Annotated in this window: 18 protein-coding genes and 1 pseudogene; 13 read left to right on the forward strand and 6 right to left on the reverse strand. The window is 43.1% G+C overall.

Going from position 1 to position 20,729, the window contains the following annotated elements; genetic code table 11:
• The first annotated feature begins 47 nt into the window (after positions 1 to 47).
• From AS194_RS01595 to rluF, 6 genes and pseudogenes are all read left to right on the forward strand, one after another.
• Positions 48 to 359: a transposase gene (locus tag AS194_RS01595; RefSeq protein WP_058023782.1), complete on the forward strand. Its 312-nt coding sequence runs from the start codon at positions 48 to 50 to the stop codon at positions 357 to 359.
• 278 nt (positions 360 to 637) lie between these two features.
• Positions 638 to 1,141 (forward strand): annotated as a pseudogene (locus AS194_RS13435) (IS3 family transposase); the annotation flags it as partial.
• A complete protein-coding gene (locus AS194_RS13440; RefSeq protein WP_058023783.1) occupies positions 1,138 to 1,374 on the forward strand; it encodes an integrase core domain-containing protein in 237 nt (78 codons plus the stop codon). The pseudogene AS194_RS13435 and the gene AS194_RS13440, both read left to right, overlap by 4 nt.
• Before the next feature lie 153 nt (positions 1,375 to 1,527).
• Positions 1,528 to 2,382 (forward strand): patatin family protein, encoded by an 855-nt coding sequence (locus AS194_RS01610; protein ID WP_058023741.1) that lies wholly within the window; start codon positions 1,528 to 1,530, stop codon positions 2,380 to 2,382.
• A gap of 170 nt (positions 2,383 to 2,552) precedes the next feature.
• Positions 2,553 to 2,831, forward strand: a complete 279-nt coding sequence (locus AS194_RS01615; RefSeq protein WP_058023742.1) for a peptidylprolyl isomerase — start codon at positions 2,553 to 2,555, stop codon at positions 2,829 to 2,831.
• Between the two features lie 110 nt (positions 2,832 to 2,941).
• The gene (gene rluF / locus AS194_RS01620; protein WP_058023743.1) at positions 2,942 to 3,928 is read left to right on the forward strand and encodes a 23S rRNA pseudouridine(2604) synthase RluF; all 987 of its coding nucleotides are present in this window, start codon (positions 2,942 to 2,944) and stop codon (positions 3,926 to 3,928) included.
• Positions 3,929 to 4,065: 137 nt separating this feature from the next.
• Here rluF and AS194_RS01625 read toward each other — a convergent pair whose 3' ends face one another.
• Together AS194_RS01625 and AS194_RS01630 are read right to left on the reverse strand one after the other, a co-directional pair.
• Positions 4,066 to 5,490 carry an aspartate ammonia-lyase gene (locus AS194_RS01625; protein WP_058023744.1) on the reverse strand — a complete coding sequence of 475 codons (1,425 nt, stop codon included), beginning with the start codon at positions 5,488 to 5,490 and terminating at the stop codon, positions 4,066 to 4,068.
• 388 nt (positions 5,491 to 5,878) lie between these two features.
• Positions 5,879 to 6,742 (reverse strand): LysR substrate-binding domain-containing protein, encoded by an 864-nt coding sequence (locus AS194_RS01630; protein ID WP_058023745.1) that lies wholly within the window; start codon positions 6,740 to 6,742, stop codon positions 5,879 to 5,881.
• Positions 6,743 to 7,393: 651 nt separating this feature from the next.
• Here AS194_RS01630 and AS194_RS01635 point away from each other — a divergent pair.
• Positions 7,394 to 8,089, forward strand: coding sequence for a hypothetical protein (locus AS194_RS01635; protein WP_058023746.1), 696 nt, complete (start codon positions 7,394 to 7,396; stop codon positions 8,087 to 8,089).
• 153 nt (positions 8,090 to 8,242) lie between these two features.
• Here AS194_RS01635 and AS194_RS01640 read toward each other — a convergent pair whose 3' ends face one another.
• Positions 8,243 to 8,965: a GntR family transcriptional regulator gene (locus AS194_RS01640; RefSeq protein ID WP_413771702.1), complete on the reverse strand. Its 723-nt coding sequence runs from the start codon at positions 8,963 to 8,965 to the stop codon at positions 8,243 to 8,245.
• Positions 8,966 to 9,310: 345 nt separating this feature from the next.
• Between AS194_RS01640 and AS194_RS01645 the strand changes: the two genes are divergently transcribed.
• The 5 genes from AS194_RS01645 to AS194_RS01665 all read left to right on the forward strand — a co-directional run bounded on the left by AS194_RS01645 (position 9,311) and on the right by AS194_RS01665 (position 15,282).
• Positions 9,311 to 10,600, forward strand: coding sequence for an SLC13 family permease (locus tag AS194_RS01645; RefSeq protein ID WP_058023747.1), 1,290 nt, complete (start codon positions 9,311 to 9,313; stop codon positions 10,598 to 10,600).
• Between the two features lie 606 nt (positions 10,601 to 11,206).
• On the forward strand, positions 11,207 to 12,226 hold the full coding sequence (locus tag AS194_RS01650; RefSeq protein WP_058023748.1) for a Bug family tripartite tricarboxylate transporter substrate binding protein: 1,020 nt from the start codon (positions 11,207 to 11,209) through the stop codon (positions 12,224 to 12,226).
• A 117-nt stretch (positions 12,227 to 12,343) separates the two neighbouring features.
• The gene (locus tag AS194_RS01655; RefSeq protein WP_058023749.1) at positions 12,344 to 12,799 is read left to right on the forward strand and encodes a tripartite tricarboxylate transporter TctB family protein; all 456 of its coding nucleotides are present in this window, start codon (positions 12,344 to 12,346) and stop codon (positions 12,797 to 12,799) included.
• A gap of 5 nt (positions 12,800 to 12,804) precedes the next feature.
• Complete coding sequence (locus tag AS194_RS01660; RefSeq protein ID WP_058023750.1) at positions 12,805 to 14,310, forward strand: tripartite tricarboxylate transporter permease; 1,506 nt, start codon at positions 12,805 to 12,807, stop codon at positions 14,308 to 14,310.
• Positions 14,311 to 14,508: 198 nt separating this feature from the next.
• A complete protein-coding gene (locus AS194_RS01665; RefSeq protein WP_058023751.1) occupies positions 14,509 to 15,282 on the forward strand; it encodes a sulfite exporter TauE/SafE family protein in 774 nt (257 codons plus the stop codon).
• A 123-nt stretch (positions 15,283 to 15,405) separates the two neighbouring features.
• On the opposite strand, the gene AS194_RS01670 is transcribed toward AS194_RS01665, so the two are convergent.
• The 3 genes from AS194_RS01670 to AS194_RS01680 form a co-directional block, all read right to left on the reverse strand.
• Positions 15,406 to 16,338: a response regulator gene (locus AS194_RS01670; RefSeq protein WP_058023752.1), complete on the reverse strand. Its 933-nt coding sequence runs from the start codon at positions 16,336 to 16,338 to the stop codon at positions 15,406 to 15,408.
• Between the two features lie 33 nt (positions 16,339 to 16,371).
• Positions 16,372 to 18,729 (reverse strand): sensor histidine kinase, encoded by a 2,358-nt coding sequence (locus AS194_RS01675; RefSeq protein WP_058023753.1) that lies wholly within the window; start codon positions 18,727 to 18,729, stop codon positions 16,372 to 16,374.
• Between the two features lie 419 nt (positions 18,730 to 19,148).
• Positions 19,149 to 19,940: a class II aldolase/adducin family protein gene (locus tag AS194_RS01680; protein WP_058023754.1), complete on the reverse strand. Its 792-nt coding sequence runs from the start codon at positions 19,938 to 19,940 to the stop codon at positions 19,149 to 19,151.
• Between the two features lie 85 nt (positions 19,941 to 20,025).
• Between AS194_RS01680 and AS194_RS01685 the strand changes: the two genes are divergently transcribed.
• The gene (locus AS194_RS01685; protein WP_058023755.1) at positions 20,026 to 20,715 is read left to right on the forward strand and encodes a Crp/Fnr family transcriptional regulator; all 690 of its coding nucleotides are present in this window, start codon (positions 20,026 to 20,028) and stop codon (positions 20,713 to 20,715) included.
• The last annotated feature ends 14 nt before the right edge of the window (positions 20,716 to 20,729 follow it).

A 20,729-nucleotide genomic window follows, 5' to 3' on the forward strand; every position in this document is an offset into this window, starting at 1 on the left:
GGTTATTCAAGATACAAGGTTATACTACCCGAAAGAGGATAATTAGTATGACTACCAAACGCCAAAAATACACCCGAGAATTCAAGTTAGAAGCCATTAGCTTAGTCGTTGAGCACAAACGCAAAGTTGCTGAGGTTGCCCAGTCGCTAGGCATTGGTACTTCCACCTTAGACAACTGGGTACGCAAGTATAAAAAAGAGAAACAAGGTATTGCCCCAACCGAAGGCCTAGCACTAACCGATGATCAGCATCGCATTCAAGAGCTTGAGAGAGAAGTCAGACAGCTTAAGATGGAGAAAGACATATTAAAAAAGGCTTCCGCTCTGCTGGCATCGGACAGCCTGAACGTCTATCGCTAATTAAGACACTAGCAGAGCAAGACAGACAACTGAGCACACGCAAGCTATGTGACTTATTTGGTGTAGTCAGAAGCAGTTACTACTATAGTCAAGTCTAAATAAAAACAATACAGGACAATAAATTCATTTGATTCAACGCTATTTTTCTTGCTTGCTGTAACTGCGTCTCCAGAGGCTGCGAAAAATAACGTTGAATCTTATTGTATCGATTTTATAGTAATCTAACTATATGGTATACGATCTAAGCCTATAGATATAAACTCGTTAAGTTAAAAGCCTTAATACGCCAGATATTCAATGATTCTAAGCAGTCGGCTGGCGCTCGCACTGTGGTTGCCATTTTAGCCAATAAGCACGAAATAACGCTGACGCGTTATTTAGCGTCTAAGTTTATGAAAGGCATGGGACTAATTAGCTGTCAGCTCAAGACGCATAAATACAAGCAAGCTGATCAAGAACACAAAACCCATGACAATATCTTAGATCGCAACTTTAGCCCAGAAGCGCCTAATCAAGTCTGGACAGGTGATGTAACCTATGTCCGTATCAAAGGCGGTTGGTGTTACTTGGCTGTCGTTCTAGACCTGTTTGCACGGCGCGTGGTGGGCTTTAGTGTCTCAGACTCTCCCAATAGCACTTTGATCGCCAAAGCGCTACAGATGGCGTATCAGACGAGACTCAAGCCTAATGGAGTGCTGTTTCACTCTGATCAAGGCACGCATTACACCAGCAAGCAGTTCGCTGAGTCAGTCGCAAGTTGTCATGCATGGTTCAAAGTATGAGCCGAAAAGGCAATTGCTGGGACAATGCCCCCACTGAACGCTTCTTTAGAAGCTTCAAGACGGAGTGGATGCTAAAGGGCGGCTACGAAGATATTGCTGAAGCATCAAGTGCTATCACTGACTATATTTGGGGCTATTATCAAGCTGTGAGACCGCACAGCTTCAACAACTCGCTAACACCATTAGAGACAGAGAGACGCTACTTTAATCAAAACCTCTTATCAGGTGTCTAAAATTAGTTGACCACTACAGTCTATATCCAAGAAATAGGTTTAGAACGGCTTAAAAATATAATTCCCTAGTATCGACTATATTTATAAACATTTTTTATCCCCTCGTTTTGTGTACTTGTAGGTATACTTTGCGAGCGTCATTCGAGGTTTTCAATGGTTAAACAACATCGACAAGCACTGGTGGTTGAAGGCGGCGGCATGCGTGGCGCATTTAGCAGTGGTGTCTTAGACGCCTTTTTACAACAACAATTCAATCCTTTTGATCTGTGTGTGGGCGTCTCTTCAGGTTCAACTAACGTTGCTAATTATTTGGCCGCACAACAAGGCCGCACCCTACATATTTACTTGGATCATTCCCTTCGATCTGAATTTATTCATTATGGCCGTTTCCTTAGAGGCGGTGACTTACTGGATCTAAAGTGGATGTGGGATATGGTGGAGCAAGAATATCCACTGGATCAGGCACAGTTATTTGCCAATCATGCTGAGTTTTACATGGTGTTAACACATGCTATTTCAGGAGAGGCAACCTACATTAAAGCGGCTAAAGACAATATTTTGGATGGATTAAGGGCATCAAGCTCTATCCCAGTGCTGACCCGCCAAGCGGTCGAGATATTTGGTGAGCCTTATTTTGATGGTGGTGTGGCAGATGCTTTGCCCGTACAGTGGGCGGCTGGGCAAGAGAGTATTGATAAGCTCATGGTCATACGTACTCGCCCGCAAAACTATGCGAAAGCAAGCAGTAAAGGCGATCAGCTGTTGGCTAAATATTATACTAAGCAACGACATGGTTTTGCCCAAAGCTTGTTGACGCGAACCCAACGCTATAACGACTCGGTACAATTTTTACAGACGCCATCATCACAGAAAATTTTAGAGATTTGTCCACCCGACTTAAAAAACATGGCGAGTCGATTGTCCAAAAATAAAGCCAAAATCCGTTATAGCTATGATGTGGGACTGGAAATTGGACACAAGGCGATTGAGGATTGGCATCAGCTTTAACCTTTTTAAGTAAAGGAGAGGCATCAAAAAAAACACAGGGTTCGAATATAAGAAATTGGCTTAGATAATCTTAGATAACCTTTGAATCACAAAGGTTAGTAACTAAGCTAAAATAAGATAAGTAATGATATAATGACCCGATAACTGATACTCTATGAAAGGTTTATACGATGGCTCGTACCGCTAGCGCATTGCACATTTTAGTCAAACAAAAAGAGTTGGCAGAAGATATTATGGCCAAGCTCAAAAAAGGCGCAGCATTTGATGTGCTGGCCAAACGACACTCAACCTGTCCATCAGGTAAAAAAGGCGGTCATTTAGGTGAGTTCGAAAAAGGTCAAATGGTAGGACCTTTTGATAAAATCTGCTTCAACGGTGAGCTTTTTACCCCTCATTTGGTAAAAACCAAATTTGGCTGGCATGTGGTCAAAGTGCTTTACAGAACGTAAGCGTTAAACTGTAAAACGCAAGTCGCCGCTTTAATTGCAAGGCGACTGAACCATTCAATTTAGGCTTTTTTCTTAGCAAAAAAACTTTTTACCAGGTAAAACGGTGCTTTATGTATAACAATTCCTCGACTCGTCTCAATAAATACATCAGCGAAAGTGGGATTTGTTCCAGACGCGATGCTGACCGCTTTGTTGAACAAGGTAATGTATACATTAATGGCAAGCGTGCATCCGTGGGTGATCAAGTGGCTGCTGGAGACGTAGTAAAAGTCAACGGACAGCTGATTGAGCCACGCGAGCCTGATGATTTTATTTTTATTGCCTTAAATAAGCCAGTCGGTATTGTCAGCACCACGGAAAGCTCTGAGAAAAACAACATTGTCGATTTTGTGAGACATTCGGTACGTATTTTCCCAATTGGGCGTTTGGACAAAGACTCTCAAGGATTGATTTTTTTGACCAATAATGGCGATCTGGTCAATAAAGTATTGCGTGCTGGCAATAACCACGAAAAAGAGTATCTCGTGACGGTAAATAAGCCGATCACGGATAGCTTTATTGAGGGTATGGCGAGTGGCGTGCCAATGCTGGGCAAGATGACAAAAAAATGTCCCGTTACTAAGATAGCACCCAACGTCTTTAACATCACACTCATTCAAGGTTTGAACCGTCAAATCCGCCGTATGTGTGAGCATTTTGGCTATGAGGTCGTCAAGCTTGAGCGTACGCGGATTATGAATGTAAGCCTTAAGGGGCTTCCTGTCGGCGACTGGCGAGACCTGACACCAACAGAGCTATCGACCCTGCTAAAGGCAGTAGAAAAATCCTCGTCGCAAGACAATCATTCGGGCAAAAAATCGCGCCATGCACCACGAAAAAAACCGCGTACTGATGCTCACTCAAAGTCAAAACCCTCTGCAAAATCAGCGGGTGCTGCAAAGGGGCGCAATAAGTACGCTAAAGATGATGCCAGAAAACCAGCAGGTTCTAAAGGTAGAGATGGGCGTCCTGCCAGTCGTGGCAAAAACGCTGCAGGCAATGATAAACCTGCTACAAACGGCAGACGTCCCTCAAAAGGTCGAGGGTCTAAGCGATAATAATTGTCTAATTTCATCACATCGCTGTCATAGTGATCAAAACGATGAAGATACGACACTTTAAAAGAATTAGGGCGATATCCGTTGATAGATATCGCTCTTTTTTGCTTTGTTCAATCCAGGTTATGTGCACAAATCTATATACTACTGACCATCGTATCAGGTGATAAAATCGCTGCAAGTTCCTCATCACTGAGCAGCTTTTCTTGTTTGACTAGCTCCGCCACGCCTGACCCACTCAGCAACGCATTTCCTGCAATACGACTGGCATTTTCATAACCGATATGTGGTACCAGTGCTGTCACGATACCGATACTGTTTTCGACATGCTGCGCACAGCGAGCTTTATTGGCGGTTATGCCTTGAATACAGCGCTCATCGAGCATACGAATCGACTTCTCTAACAGGCGCGCATTGTTTAGTAGGTTATAAACAATCAGCGGCTCCATTGCATTGAGCTGCAGTTGCCCTGCTTCTGCTGCCATAGTAATCGTCATATCCGTCCCCATTACCTGAAACGCAGCTTGGGTCATGGCCTCAGGAATCACAGGGTTGACTTTACCCGGCATAATAGACGAGCCAGGTTGCATCGCTGGCAAATTAATCTCGCCCAAGCCCGTACGCGGTCCACTCGACAGCAGACGTAAATCGTTGCTTAATTTAGACAGTTTAATAGCTAGGCGTTTGAGCGCACTCGAAAACGTAATAAACGCGCCCATATCGGCACTAGCGGCGATCAAATCTTCAGAGAGCGTCACTGGCAGACCACTGATCGTCGCAAGCTCACTAATCGCTAAGCGGGCATAACCTTTGGGCGCATTGATGCCCGTACCAATCGCCGTACCGCCCAAGTTCAACTCACATAACTGTAAACAAGCATCTTCGATTCGCGCCGTCTCACTGCCTAGATCACTGGCGAAAGCGTTAAACTCTTGCCCCAACGTCATCGGTACTGCGTCTTGCAATTGAGTACGACCCATTTTTAGAATGCCGCTAAATTCTTTGCCTTTGATAGCTAAGCTATTTTGTAGCTTGATAATGGCCTCTTGCAGTGGTTTTGCCGCAAATACCATCGCTAAACGCGCCGCACTAGGATAGACGTCATTGGTCGACTGAGAACGATTGACGTCATTGTTGGGATGGAGATGACTATACTGACCATACTCAAACCCCATTTTTTTTAGTCCAATATTGGCAATCACTTCATTGGCATTCATGTTGGTTGATGTGCCCGCCCCGCCTTGGATGAGATCAACAATAAACTGCTCATGATGCTCGCCTTGTATCAGATCGGTACACGCGTCAGTAATGGCGCTGAGCTTCTCTTCACTGAGTAGACCGTGTTGATAATTGGCTTTTGCAGCAGCCGCTTTCACCATTGCCAGTGCTTTGATCAAATCAGGAAAATGGCTGATTGACACGCCGGTAATGTCAAAATTTTGCGCGGCGCGTTGGGTTTGGATTCCGTATAGGGCGGTTGTAGGAACGGCTTGCTCACCGAGTAAGTCTTTTTCAATACGAGTATGGGCTTTATTATCGGTCAGGTTATCTGTATTTTTCATATTTTTATAACTTCTTAGACATAAGAGAGATTTAAGAAGTAGGCCGACAAAAATGACTCTGTTGAGTGTTTTGTCTTGACGCTACTCAATATGAGCGCCATCGTAACCGAGAATTTAGCCCAAGAAAAACGCAAATATTTCGCTCTCAGCCCCAAAAATTTTGCTGCTTAATAAAAAATATGACAGATTAGGTTGTTCTATGAAAAAGAATGAGCGCTTTTAAGTTAGGTTTTTGGAAAATATTTATGTGATAGGAAGGATTTTATGGGAAATTTTTTATAAGAAAGCTTATTGATTGAAAAAATAGATTGATTGCTAATTATAAGCGGTACAAGCAAACACTTAGCCTCAGTGAGAAAAGCTAGGGTTGATAAGACTCTTGACTCACTTACAGTCCCAACACCTGCTTTAGAGCGTTGATTTGTGGCTGTTGACGATCGCTATAACGATATGCCAATACAACCTCGCGCACCAAACTATTATCTCCTAAATAATGAATTTGTACGGGCGGCGTACTTCTAATCCATAGCCCAGCATACGGAATCAACGCCACGCCTAAACCCGACTCCACCATCCGAACGATAGCATCCAGATCATTAATCTCCATGATCGTATTTACCTTGATGTCCTGTTGTTTAAAGAACTTGTTTATCTTTGCACCCGCTGAAGACTGTAAGGTGTAATGAATAAAAGGATGCTGCTCGAGCGTTTGTCTGAGGCTATGAAAGGGCCATTTTTTAGGGCTAATGAGCACGTAGGGTTCGGTCATAATGGACTGCGTCACAATATCTTTTGGCAAGGCAAATGCTGGCTGTATGGTAATAGCCGCATCTATCTCCCCAACTTCTAGTTTCTCAAACAACTCTACGGCACGCCCGGGGACAATTTCTGTCTGCATTAAGGGGGCAAGTAACGTAATCGCCTTTAGTGCCTCTGGCAAGATACCCACTTGCACGGAGTTGATCGAGCCAATCCTAAGCTGCCCGTAATAGCTGGCAATATCGGTATCTGAGGACAACTGCATCGTGGAATAAAGCGCCAAAATCTCTTTGGCGATCGGTAATACGCGCGTGCCTTGCGGATTGAGCGTAATGGCACGAGCAGAGCGGGTAAATAAAGATAACCCTAGATTGTCTTCCAAGGTTTTTATTTGGGCGCTGACCGCAGACTGGGTCAAGTTGATGTGCCGAGCAGCGGCAGCAAAACTGTCTAGCTCGCAAACGGCGACGAAGGTTTTAAGCTCTCTTATCATTGATATCACCACACTTATAAGTTATGCCTGACATTTGAATACGGTCTAATTTATCTCAAAGTGGCTAGTATCTCTTCATTAAAAATGGACCATTACACCAGTACCGTGACTCTCAAGGTCTACTAGTTGACCTTTGTTTACCCCTCTGTTATATTTTAAGACGATACATAATGTATCATTTTATTTGATTTAAATAAGCCGTTATCTCTACGTGATTGCCCTATCACTACATTTTTCTCATCACTTTTTTTCATCGTTGGATTGGTGATATTGAGTTCATGCTAAGAATAGCTATTATGAACAACCGTCTATCAGATTTTCGTGGAGCAGGAGTTACCATTCAAAAACCACTATGAAAAGCATGGACTGTTAAGGGCCTAATTCTATCACCCAAATAAAAATTACAAAAATAGCCCATCGTTTTCATTGATGGGTCAATACCTTTTTATAAGAAGAATAATGAGCCGCAACCATTATATTTCAACGCACTAGAAAATTACTGGTTGTTATAGTGATGTAATAATAGAAGGTCTAGGATGGTTAGCAGATGTCATTGCTAAAAAATTCGATTATAGTAGATATTCCTTATAATAACTGCTACTTACAGTAGCTACTAATAGCATTCATCCAAATAGACTGAGGGATTAAATCATGAAAACATTAGGATTATGTATTGCCGCAGGACTGGGCTTAAGCGCTTGTGCGAGCGGTGGAACGATGGGTAACACCAACCCAAACAACATAGTGACCGAGTACCCTGTTGAGACCGCCATGCTCAACATTTATACCAAACAACGTAGTGAAAATTTGGTTGCCACTATCGGCAATCAAACGGCCTCAGCAGATATTCAAGTCACGCCTAAAGGAAACATGGTTTTCAATAATAAAAAGGTACAAGGTACTGAGATCAACACGATCAATAAAGTGAACAATCAAATCACTAACCAGTCAGTCGCTATCAATTACTTCACCTTGAACCCTTTGGTATTTCACGGTTTTACAGACAGCACAGGCAAATATTCGGTCTCAAACCAAACAACCACTATCCCAAAAATGGCGACGGTGGGCGACTCAAACAAATTGATTACTGAAAATGTCTATAGCGATAGCAGCATGCGCAAAAAAATAGGAACCTATAACCAAAACTGGTCCCTGACGCGAGACAGCAATCAGACCGCATGGTTCTGTATCGAAACCTCAGACAACATGCTTGCTGGTGGCACCTCTGAAGGCAGCTCAAAAGAATGCTACAAAATCAATGCCAAAGGCGACATACTTGCGAGCAAAGTCACTATCGCACCGCCAGCTAGTAATGGCGGACAGACGATTACGTTTAATAGCAAGTAAGCAGTTCTATGTATCAACCATTTCTTTAATTGGTCGTTCATAGAGTCAGGTGATAAAAAGTATGAAAAAAGGAGCCAAATCATCGGCTCCTTTTTTATAGCTTATTGAGCATAACTTAACCACTGCCCTCGCTAATGGTGAAATGGCCAATGGTTAAATAATATTGACCTCATAACTAAATTTTTCTGCCAATCCATAAGATTCTCTATATTCGATAGGGTCCCCTTCTAGGTTTTTAGCAACGCGGCATACTTTCACTAAGTTTTCTTGCTTGGTATTGTCCAGATAAGGGTCTACATGATTGGAGATAAAAAACAGCATTTCTACGGCAGATGAGACAAACTGACCGCACTTTTTGTAATAAAAAGGATAAAGAAGATTCTCAAAATCTTCAGGCTCAAGACCAACAAAGTCTTCGTAACGGCTTTTGGGTAACCAAATTCTTTCACTCAAAATCACTCTGTCTTCGACAATGCGCACACGTTCTATATAAATCAAACTTTCTTTTTCGTGAATGTTTAATTCTTTATTGATTGCCTCAACAGGCTCTATCAACATGACCTTTTTGATCACGCCAGTCGGTATGACATAAGAAGCATCTTTATCGCGGTATTTGAAAAACCTTAATAACGAGCCCTCAAAGTTGGGCCTTTTTAAAAAAGTACCACGACCTTGCTGCTTTATCAAAACGCCGTCATCCACCAGTTTTTCGACCGCTTTGCGAACGGTGCCCACCGATACTTGGTACTTGTCTGCAAACTCCTGTTCTGTCGGTAAGGGGGTTTTTTCATCCCACTTATTTTCTGTCAGTAACGTTTGAATATGCCACCGCACTTGCTCATACCGTGGCATGTTAAATTTTTTAAAATTATCCATAATTTTTTTCACCACAATAGGAAGATTTTATTAATACGCCCAATCTTTCTAAGCCCAATCATGTTCATAAGAAATAAAATATCTCTGACACTCTATCTTAAGCCCTTACCAAACTCTATACACATCATTTCGATATTAAAGTCTATCTAGATTTTTTGGTCAATCTCACCTAATTAACGGCTCCTTTTTTGCTATTATTCTATTGAGTTATATACACTTAAAAAGCTGATAAGATTTGCTGGCTTAGAAAGTTGTTTGTCAACATTATCACAATGCTCTTTAATCTAAAACATATATATGTATGTAGATATTTAGATGTCATACAGTCAAGACCGAGGAGCGAATATGACCCTATATCTTATAGCGGCCATAGTAATTTCTATTGTGTTGGGTTACACCACTAAAATCAATATCGGCTTGTTTGCGATCGTGTTCGCGTATCTGATTGGCTGTTTTGGTATGAAGCTAAGCGCTTACGAGGTTATTAAATTGTGGCCTCTAAAGATTTTCTTTGTGATTTTTGCTGTGACGCTCTTCTATAACTTCTCTTTAGCCAATGGCGCTTTAGAAAAACTGTGTGAACATTTGATATACAAGTGTCGACATTTTCCAGCGTTTTTGCCATTGGCGATTTTTTTTGCTGCCACTACAGTAGCAGCGTTAGGGGCTGGCTATTACACGGTTCTTGCCACGATGGCACCGATGATTTTATTGTTATCTAAAAGAACCAACTTAAATATCATCATTGCAACGTTATCCGTGAATTACGGGGCGCTGGCAGGTGCCAATTTTATCACTTCACAGAGCGGTGTGATTTTCAGAGAGCTTATGAGCGGTGCTGGTGTGGCCAATGACAATACCTTTACATATGGCTTAGGCATATTTGCCGCGACCTTTTTGATGCCGATTGTTTTATTAGGAAGCTATAGCTTTATTAATGCCAAGACCAGCAAGATCGCCATCCAAACCGTTGTTCCAGCGCCTTTTGACACCAAACAAAAGAAATCCATCATGCTGATTTTTATGATGATGACGATTGTATTGGTTGTGCCCATCTCAAACCTACTCATACCGAACGTAGACGCCATTGAGTTTTTGAACGCTCGGATTGATATTGGTTTTATTGCCATTTTCTTCGCTTTGATGAGCTTATTTTTGAAGCTGGGTGATGAAAAAACCGTGATTGCGTTGATACCATGGAATACGCTTATTATGATTTGCGGCGTAGGTATGTTGATTAGCCTCGGTGTGGAAGTGGGCGTTATTTATGAGCTAACAGAGTGGCTCAGTACCAACGTTCCTATTTGGATGATACCATTTTTGGTGTTTATTATTAGTGCAATTATGTCGATATTTGCCAGTACGCTTGGCGTCGTTGCACCGACTCTATTTCCGATGGTCCCTGCGTTGGCAGTGGCTTCTGGTTTGAGTCCTTTTTTCTTGTTTATCTGTATCGTGATCGGCGCTCAGAGCTCGTCCATCTCTCCCTTCTCTTCAGGAGGTAGCCTGATACTGGGTGCCGCTCAAGTGCATATCGACAAAAATAAGCTATTGCATACGCTACTGTTTAAAGCAGTACCTCTAGATATCGTCGTTGGCTTGATCGCCATTTTGCTTATTCAGATGATATTTTGAGCACAATAAAAAAACATATGTAATGTAAATAATGATACTTTGTTCAGTTTTATACTTATAAGACAATCTTTACAAGCCGTATTGATAGACAAAATATATCGCACCTATTGGCAGTGGCCGTCGACATTTTTGCCTATCAACCAACTGAGCAAACACTGATTCCGCCTCCCTACTGCCTGTCTCATAATAAGAAATTGCCCTCAGATAAAAGCATCCCCTGTTTCGTTTTAAGAGCGACTTCTTGTTTCATAGCGGTTGCTATTAATCACTCTCACCATGCGTTATTCATAAGCATTTGTTTTTACTGTCATTATAAAACCTTATTTTAGATTAGGGCTGGTCCTGTATTTATCTAATACCGACATAGCAAGCTTGGGTTCTTACAAAGTCCATCCCGCTACTGATTTCAAAAAATTCATACATACATACATATGTTTCTTGTTATTTCTAAATTATTCTGTTACTTTTGCAAAGTGAACAAAAAGACTACTGTTGTAAAGGTTGGTAACATTATTGGTCTGCTTCCAACTTTTTGTATAGTTACCCTATCCTTTCAATCAAAATTTTATTGATTTTTACTGAAAAAATACACACAAGGAGTGTCGTGTGAAAAAACTATCCTATCTAGCGCTTGGTCTATCTGTACTTACCTTGACAGCTTGTAACAATGCTAACGAAACTGCGAGCGCAGGTGCAGATGAGTTTGCAGGTCCTTCACGTCCAGAATGTATTGCTCCAGCAAAACCAGGTGGCGGCTTTGATTTGACCTGTAAGCTTGCTCAGTCAGGCCTAAGAGACACGGGGATATTGACAGACCCAATGCGCGTCACTTATATGCCAGGCGGCGTAGGTGCTGTTGCATATAACAAAATTGTCGCCAATGACCGTGCTAACGAAGACGCTATTATCGCGTTCTCAACGGGATCGATCCTGAACTTATCACAAGGTAAATTTGGTAAATTCACCGAAAAAGACGTGAAATGGCTCGCCGCCGTTGGTACCGATTATGGTGCCATTGCGGTTAATGCAGATTCACCAATCAAGGATCTAGCAGGGTTGGTCGCTGAACTTAAATCAAATCCAAAAGCAATCAGTTTTGCTGCCGGTGGTAGTGTTGGCGGTCAGGACTGGATGCAAACGGCTATTTTGGCCAAAGCCGTTGGCGTCAGCCCTAGCGACATGACTTATGTTGCGATGGAAGGCGGCGGTGAGGCCATTACAGCAGTAATGGGCAACCATGTCACTGTTGTGAGTGCTGGTATTGCTGAGATTATGCCACAAGCTACTGCTGGCAAACTACGTGTATTGGCCGTATTTGCCGATGAAAGACTGGGCGGCTCTATGGCTGATATCCCTACTGCAGTAGAGCAAGGCTATGATGTGACTTGGCCTGTCGTTCGTGGTTACTACATGGGTCCAGACGTTAGCCCTGCCGCTTATGACTGGTGGAAAGCAAGCTTTGATAAGATGCTTGCTGATCCAAAATTTGCAGAATTGCGTGAACAGCAAGAGCTACTACCTTTCTCTATGACTGGCGAAGAGCTTGAGCAGTATGTCTATAAGCGTACTGGAGAGTTACGTGAGTTGTCTTCTGAGTACGGTCTTACGGGTGCTACCGCTAAATAGTCTCATCCAGACCATATCCCCTTAATGATTGAATACTAAAACTTCATGGTATTTATCGAAGGTTGACAGATGAGACATCTATCAACCTTTTTATTTTAGAATTCAAGGAGTACTTCTATGACAATGGAACGTGCGTTCTCTGGATTGATGGCACTGTTTAGCTTATTTTTGGTCTACTTAGCTATTGGTTACGTCGCTCCCATTGCCTATGATCCTATCGGTCCTCGGCCCTATCCTATTTTAATTTTTTCATTGATGGCGTTTTTGACCTTGGTGATCGCCTTTCGTCCACCGCGATTCACCAAACCTATTAATTTAGGGTATAACAAGATCGTTATTAGAAACCTTGTTTTATGTGTCAGCGCATTATTGATTTATAGTTTGATTTTTGAGCCCCTAGGTTTTGTTGTTGCAACCACCCTGATGTGTTTTGCGGTTGGTCTACTGTTTGCCGGCAATCCTGTTAAAAGCCTTATCTTTTCAGTTGTGATCAGTATCGCCCTGTATGTCCTATTTGACATGGCTTTGGACGTCATTCTGCCACTTGGAATATTATCAGGAATAATGGGATAGCTATTATGGAAACTTTTGATTTTTTAATGCACGGTTTCGGCGTAGCAATGTTGCCCAAAAACTTACTGATTGCACTCATCGGTGCTTTTATTGGTACGATTGTGGGTATGTTGCCAGGCCTTGGCCCAATTAACGGTGTGGCAATTCTACTACCATTTGCTTTTGCCCTTGGTCTGCCACCAGAAAGTGCGCTTATCCTTTTAGCAGCTGTATACTTGGGTTGTGAATATGGCGGACGTATTTCTGCCATTCTACTAAACGTCCCAGGATCTGCCGCGGCGGTGATGACCTCCTTGGATGGTAATCCGCTTGCGACACAAGGCAAAGCTGGCATCGCCTTATCCATCTCTGCGGTCGCCTCGTTTATTGGCTCGACGATTGCGACCATCGGCGTGGTGCTATTTGCACCTCTACTGGCTAAATGGGCGGTGTCTTTTGGCCCTGCTGAATACTTCGTATTGATGGTATTCGCGATTTGCTGCTTGAGTGGTTTGGTCGGTGATCAACCGATTAAGACCGCAGTATCAGCCTTAATTGGCTTGGGTCTAGCAACTGTCGGCGTCGATGCAGTGACGGGTATTTATCGCTATACTTTTGATTCCGTCAATCTATCTGATGGTATCCAATTCACAACGATCGTTATTGGTTTCTTTAGTGTCAGTGAAATCTTGATTTTGCTCGAAAGAACCAGTACGGGTGGTAAAATAATCGCGCAAGGTAAGCGTAGCTTATTCAACCTAAAAGAGTTTCTCTTCACCATCGGTGCTATGTTGCGTAGTGGTGCAATGGGGTTCTTCGTTGGTATCCTACCGGGTGCAGGTGCGACGATTGCCAGTGCAATGACCTATGCCAGTGAACGTAAAATTGCTGGTGATGATGGTAAATTTGGTGAAGGTGACCTTCGTGGCCTAGCATCACCAGAAGCGGCTAATAACGCATCAGCGTGTGGTTCATTTGTACCAATGTTGACCCTAGGTGTCCCTGGTTCTGGTACGACAGCGGTTATGATGGGCGCGTTGACGTTGTACAATATCACGCCAGGTCCACAGCTATTTACTGAGCAGCCAGATATCGTTTGGGGTCTTATTGCCTCATTGTTCATCTGTAACGTTATCTTGCTTGTCATGAACATCCCGTTGGTTGGTTTCTTCTCTAAACTATTGAATGTACCAAACTATATCTTGATCCCATCAATCGCTGCTATCAGTTTCGTTGGTGTCTACTCTATCAACAGTACAACGTTTGATATGGTATTCATGGTAGGACTTGGTATCTTTGGTTATTTCTTACGTAAACTGCACTTCCCTCTATCAGCCCTTATCCTAGGTTATGTACTAGGTGAGCTTATGGAGTCTAACCTACGTCGTGCGCTCTCTATCTCTCAAGGTGAGATGTCTATCCTGTGGAGCAGCCCAATCACCGTATCATTATGGGGTCTGGTCGTGGTCATGATCTTTATGCCAATCATTCGTAAAACGTATCGTAAACGCTTTAAGAAGACTGCTGCATAAGTTTTTGTCAGTTCGTCTCTAAATGTCTCTCCGGCGGTGGTTATACTCAGGTATGGCCACCGTTTTTTTTAGAGATACTTTTACCCTACTTTCAATAGTTATTAGGGACAAGCCTTTAACACCCCTCACTTTTTTGTCAGCTGTCCAACATCAGCAAAACATCACTACTTGATGTCACTCATGAAATAGGATTTTATAGTGCCCCTTGTTTTAGATTTGTTGCAAACCATTCCAACGTGGCACTTAGTAGGACTATTCAGTGCTGGTATGATCGCTTTTATTATCTCTACGATATCTGGTGGTGGCGGTGCGATGCTGCTGATACCAGTCACTTCTTCGATGATAGGGACTGCGGTTGCGCCGCCTGTGATTAACGTGGCTACCTTTATGAGTAATGCCTCTCGGCTCTATTTATTTTGGCATGATATTGACTGGTCATTGACCAAATACTATGTGCCAAGCGCTATCGTAGGAGCGTGGTTGGCGGCATTGGTCTTTAGTCGTTTGGATGCAGGCTGGATTCAGTTATTGGTAGGTGCATTTTTAGTCTCTACTATTTTCCAATACAAGTTCGGTAAAGTAAGTAAAACGTTTGACATGCCAAAAGTAGGTTTTGTACCTGTGGGCTTTTTCATTGCCTTTATGAGCACGTTGGTGGGTGGCCTAGGTCCCATTCTTAACCCTTTTTATATGAACGCAGGTCTAGAAAAAGAGAATCTTATTGCGACCAAAACGGCGAATTCTTTTTTTGTCGGTATTATACAAGTCGTCAGCTACGCCTTTTTTGGCATACTCACAGTCAAGATCTGTGTGTATGGTCTGGTATTAGGACTGGGTGCCGTTATTGGCAACGTCATTGGCAAACACTTTTTGGCTGGCATCAGTATTGGTCAGTTTAGAATAATGCTGCTGATACTAATGGTGATTAGCGGTCTAATAATGATCATAAGAAACATAAACGTATTGTTTTAATAAGCCTATCACTCGATACCGTAATTATGTCACGCAAATTCTTATAAATACGGGTATTTATTCTTTATTAAAGATAATGCTCAATCATATGCTGACCTGATATAGCATCTTAATCAGAATCCCTTACATCATCATGCGCCAGCCTCTAAACTTGGCAAAGAAACCCTTCAATCTTTCAGAAAAATTAAAAGTCTCAGCTTCTGGTACTTCTTCAACATGATGACGAGTTGCTAATATCGGCTGCTGTACCAGTCTTTCATGATGTTCAAACGCGCGGTCCAGACTGATACTCATGATAGAGAAGTTGGTAGGACGTGGCAGACAGCGATACACCTGCCCTTTATTAATGAGATCAATCACCATGTGAGCGTCTTTAAATTCAGTCAACATCAGCACCATCAGATCGGGCTGGATATTTTTTAGAGCGTAGACAATAGGAGTAATATTTTCTTCGTTGAGCGTCGCATCCGTGATGGTGACACCAAACTTCTTTTTTTGTAGTAACTTCGCAGCCTGCTCGAGGTTGCTTGCCCAGCTCACTGTATAAGTACTTTTAAACTGATTTTTTATTTCTTGATAAATACTCTCATCATCATCTAATACCAGTATATTCCTTTTGCTACTAGCATTCATAAAACTCTGAGATTCATCCCCTTGCTTCATATTTTGGGTAATATCTTGCGTTTGCTGAGCAATCTCTGTGGCTTTATTTACGATCTTTTTGAGCTCATCATTTTGCCAAGGCTTGGTGATATAACGGTAAATCTCTCCATCATTGACCGAGTCAATCACCGCATTGAGATCGGCGTAGCCTGTTAGCAAGATACGAATGGTATTGGGTGACGCCTCTTTGACATCACGCAAGACTTCCGTCCCTTGCTTATCTGGCATGCGTTGGTCGCTGATGACCACTTGTACATCGTGCTCGCTGACATATTTCATGAGTTCAGTGGCATCTGTTGTGACAAACACGTCGTGTGACTGGCGAAAATGCATTTTTAGACTGCGTAATATGCGCGGCTCATCATCGATAAAGGCAATTTTTGGTTTTTGCATGATGCTCTCTTTGGGTAAATGGTGAGAAGTATTTCAACCTTCAAACAAGGCTTTGGAGGGTTTATTCTCATAAGTTTTCGACTGTATTGGCAGGACAATAGTGAAAGTTGTGCCCTCGCCGACAATGGAGGTCGCTGCAATACTGCCACCATGCTGCTCCATAATCTGTGTGCTGATCGCCAGCCCCAAACCCGTCCCATCACCTGCTTTTTTGGTTGTGAAAAACGGCTCAAAAATACGGTCTAACGTGTGCTCGTTGATGCCGACCCCATTGTCAGTGACTCGAACCACGACTTGTTGCTGTGTCTCATCGACCGCTGAGGTGATATGCAATTCGCCTTTATGATCAGGCGCTATGGCTTGAGCGGCATTGTTGAATAAATTTAATAGCACTTGGTTGATTTGCGAGGGATTGCATTGAATCAGCGGCAGTGTCGCTAGGTTGGTCGTAATATCTAAGGTTTTGAGGTTATTGCGCGCCATGACCAGCGAGGTATTGATACAGTCATTGATATCGACGTCTTTTACTTTTGATTCATCAATTCTAGAAAAGTCGCGCAAACTTACCACCAACTCAGCTATCTGATCGACCCCGTACAAGCTGTCTTTGATCAAATCGGCCAAGTCCTCACTGACTTCATCTTCTTTGATCTCTTCACAGCATTGTAGAGTTTGAGACGTCAATTGTGCTACTTGCGCTTGGTCAGCATTGGAGTCTTTTAGCGCCTGCAATAACTGGTCAGTCTGGCTGATCAGCTCATCGAAACGCGTCAAGTTATCACCGACCAGTTCGATATTACTGCGTACATAGCCCAGTGGTGTGTTGACCTCGTGCGCCACGCCTGCCACCATTTGACCCAAGGTTGCCATTTTTTCGGAGCGCACTAACTGTACTTGTGAGGCTTTTAGCTCATCCATCGCTTGCTGTAGATCTTGGGTACGGGCAGCAACTTGTTTTTCTAGATGGACGTTGATTTCGGCAAGCGCGCCTTCGTTTTCGACCACACGATCAATCAGTTGGTTGGTCTGCTCACTGATGATTTGAATTTCGCTCACGCTTGAGCTGGGCAGCTTATGTGCGAGCAATTTTTGATATTGTTTTTGTTCAATCAAAGCGCCCATCTCAGCCACCAAAAGCGACATACGTTGTAATGGACGAGTAAAATACTGACGGAACACCCATGCCGTTAATAATAAAATAGGGATAAAGCCCAGTAGCATGGCTTGTATCAGCTGGTTCGATAGAGCATTTGCAACACTGAGCAGATCACTATTGGGTTTTACAATCACCATTTTCCAGTAAGTAAATGGCATGCGAAAGACAAAGGCGGTGGCGGGCTGCTGTAAGACAAAATCATTGGGCACAGCGATGGTATCGACCAGATGGCTGTCGACTAAATTGAAAGTTTGATCGATATTTAACAAAAGCAACGCTGAGAGCAACTCAGACTCTTGCTCACTTATTTTGCCCAGATTGGTTGTGCTCAAAATACTACGAGCCGCTAACGTAAAACGACCTTTATCTTTGGCAGTGGCGTCCTCAATCAGCGTATCGTTAATGCGACCCAAACTGTCCGCGATAGGCGCAAAACTCGGATTGATAGTCGCCAACTGACTGGCGTTCATCATCTCACCTTGTGGATTGTTGGCGGTGGTTTGAGTGACGAGCGACTGCTCAGGAAAGGTCAAAAATCGATTGTCCAAGTCAACCAAAAAGACATAGCCACCTATTTTCTCTTGCCACCTCTTCATGGCGGCATCAAGATTGTCCAATAATAAGTTAAAACTCACCACGCCATCAAACGCTTGATTAGTACTGTTGTACAATGCTTTAGCACAAGTCATCATCGGCTGATTGCTCGTGGGATCGATGTATGCCCGACTCCAGACACAATGATCATGATTGGCGTACAACGCTGGAATATACCACCAGTCTCGATAATAAGCATTGGGCGTTTGACTTACTTGGTCATAGCGCGTCACTGACTGCATGCTGCCTGACTCATCGCGCGCCCATACAAACGACTGACGCTCTTGACCTTGGGCATACATATTTGGGTCAAACCACACCCCGCCACCCACGATTCTTTGATCCATCTGTTGCATGAGATTGCCAAAGGTTTCTTGGTAAAGTGCATCCTCTTTAGGTAGACCGCCCGCCATCGTACTGCTTGCTTTTGCCAGCCCATCGACATGGTTGATACTCACCATGATACTGTTGATGACTTCGTTACCTGTTTCGACCACGGTCTCTGATGTCATCTCCATAATGCGCGGCTTACCTTGGGTTTCAATGACCAAGTACACCATGAGAATAATCAGCAAAAAAGCCAACGCCAAAATAATCAGCATACGGGTAGAGATACTACCAAGCCTGCCAGCAACGCTCATACACACACCTTTTATCTACGCATCAACTGCTATCAATGAATCGCTTAATGGATATCAATCTCTGTGACACACAACAAATATTTATAATGGGCATAAGAATACGGCCGGGTTGTGAACATATGATGACAAAGAAGATACTGGTTGATAAAAGTTGGACTATTGAAAAAGGCTTGTAAAAACGGAGAATGAGAGAGGTTGAACGATAGGAGTTTTGATGTATTTATAAAACAAAAAAATGCAGCGCACCGTTTGATGCCCTGCGTTTTTTGAATTCATTTTTTTAGAGAATGCGGGTTCTAAACGGTAGATAAACCATCATTATCACCAAAGTGTCTTTTATTTATGCAAAAGTATCTTTTGCTTATGCATATATATCACGTCTGCTATGGTAATACTCACCTAACGCTGCCCATATGTAATCACTCCTCAAACGATGGGTCAGTACGGCGTAGCTTTCTTAATAAGGCAGGCCATGCGATATCACCATTCGCTCCTCTGGTCACCTGCTTCGATGCCGCTTGAATACCGGCCAATATTTGTGCTGGTATCGGTGTCAATGCGCTGCCACCGCTTTGCGCCTTGATTTGAATCTCGCAGGCGTTTTGTAAAATATACATATTCAAAAATGCATCAGCGACGGTGTCAGCACAAGTGAGCAGACCGTGATTGCGCAAAATCATGAAGTTAGCCTTGCCTAAATCAGCAACCAAACGAACCTTTTCTTCTGGGTTAAGCGCAACGCCCTCGTAATCGTGATATGCCAAGTTAGATAACGGAAATAATGATTGTTGAGAGATGGGTAGTAGGCCTTGCTCTTGCGCCGAGACCGCTACGCCATTGCTGGTATGCAGATGAATCACGCAGTGCGCATCATCACGGGCTTCGTGTACGGCACTATGAATGATAAATCCTGCTGGATTGACATTGAACGCTGATGGCGAGACTTTTTCGCCCGCTTTGTTGACTTTGACTAGGCTGGAGGCGGTAATCTCTTCAAATAGCATGCCATAAGGATTGATTAAAAACTCATCTTCCGTCCCTGGTACGCGGGCTGAGATATGGGTAAATACCAGATCATCCCAGCCATAGGACGCAACCAAGCGATAACAAGCAGCAAGATTTACTCGCATCTGCCATTCTTGTTCGCTCATATTATGGTGTACACTCGATGTTGAATCAGTTTGTGTGGTCGTTTTTATCGCTGTTTGCATTGTATAGTCCTTTACAGTTGTAAATAGTCCGAATAATTACTCTACACCATTCTTCAAACCCAAATCTGTCAAAAACATGACACTTATGAATATCAATCATCATTTAAATAACGACCCTTGGTTTGCTGACTTGCCAACCGACGTGCAAGCGCTACTAGCGTATAACGCTGTGCTAAAGGTATACCAAAAAAGCCAAATGATTCATGCTATTGGTGACAATGATGATGCGGCGCTGCACTTTGTCGTATCGGGTACGATTAGAGTCTGCAATGTGAGCACTAGCGGCAATGCCATGACCCTCGCTCACCTATCTAGTGGCGAGTGGTTTGGTGAGATCTCTATCATAGATGACAACCCGCGTACTCATGATGCATGGACGATTAACAAGGTTACGTTGATTTCTATCCCCAGAAAGGTGGTGATTCAAACGGCGCAACAGTATCCAATTTTATACAAGCACCTCGCGCTCATCACTTGTGCGCGTATTCGTAGAGCCTTTGACTGGATTGATGATGCCACCTCACTCAATACATCAGCGCGACTGGCGAGCATGCTCATTGGACTCATCGGTACTTATGGTAAGCAAGTGAATGGCGATATCAAAATAGACTTACGCTTATCGCAAGAAGAGCTTGGCTTTATGCTCGGCACCACCCGACAAACCATCAATAAAATCATTCAGTCTTGGCAAAAACAGGAATTCATAGATATGCACTATGGTTTTATTACTATAAAGAATCAGTCTGAGTTAAGGGCAATGATGAATCCTGAATAATTTGAATAGCCGTA

Origin of the sequence: Psychrobacter piscatorii (assembly GCF_001444505.1) — a bacterium.
GTDB classification, from domain to species: Bacteria; Pseudomonadota; Gammaproteobacteria; order Pseudomonadales; family Moraxellaceae; genus Psychrobacter; species Psychrobacter piscatorii_B.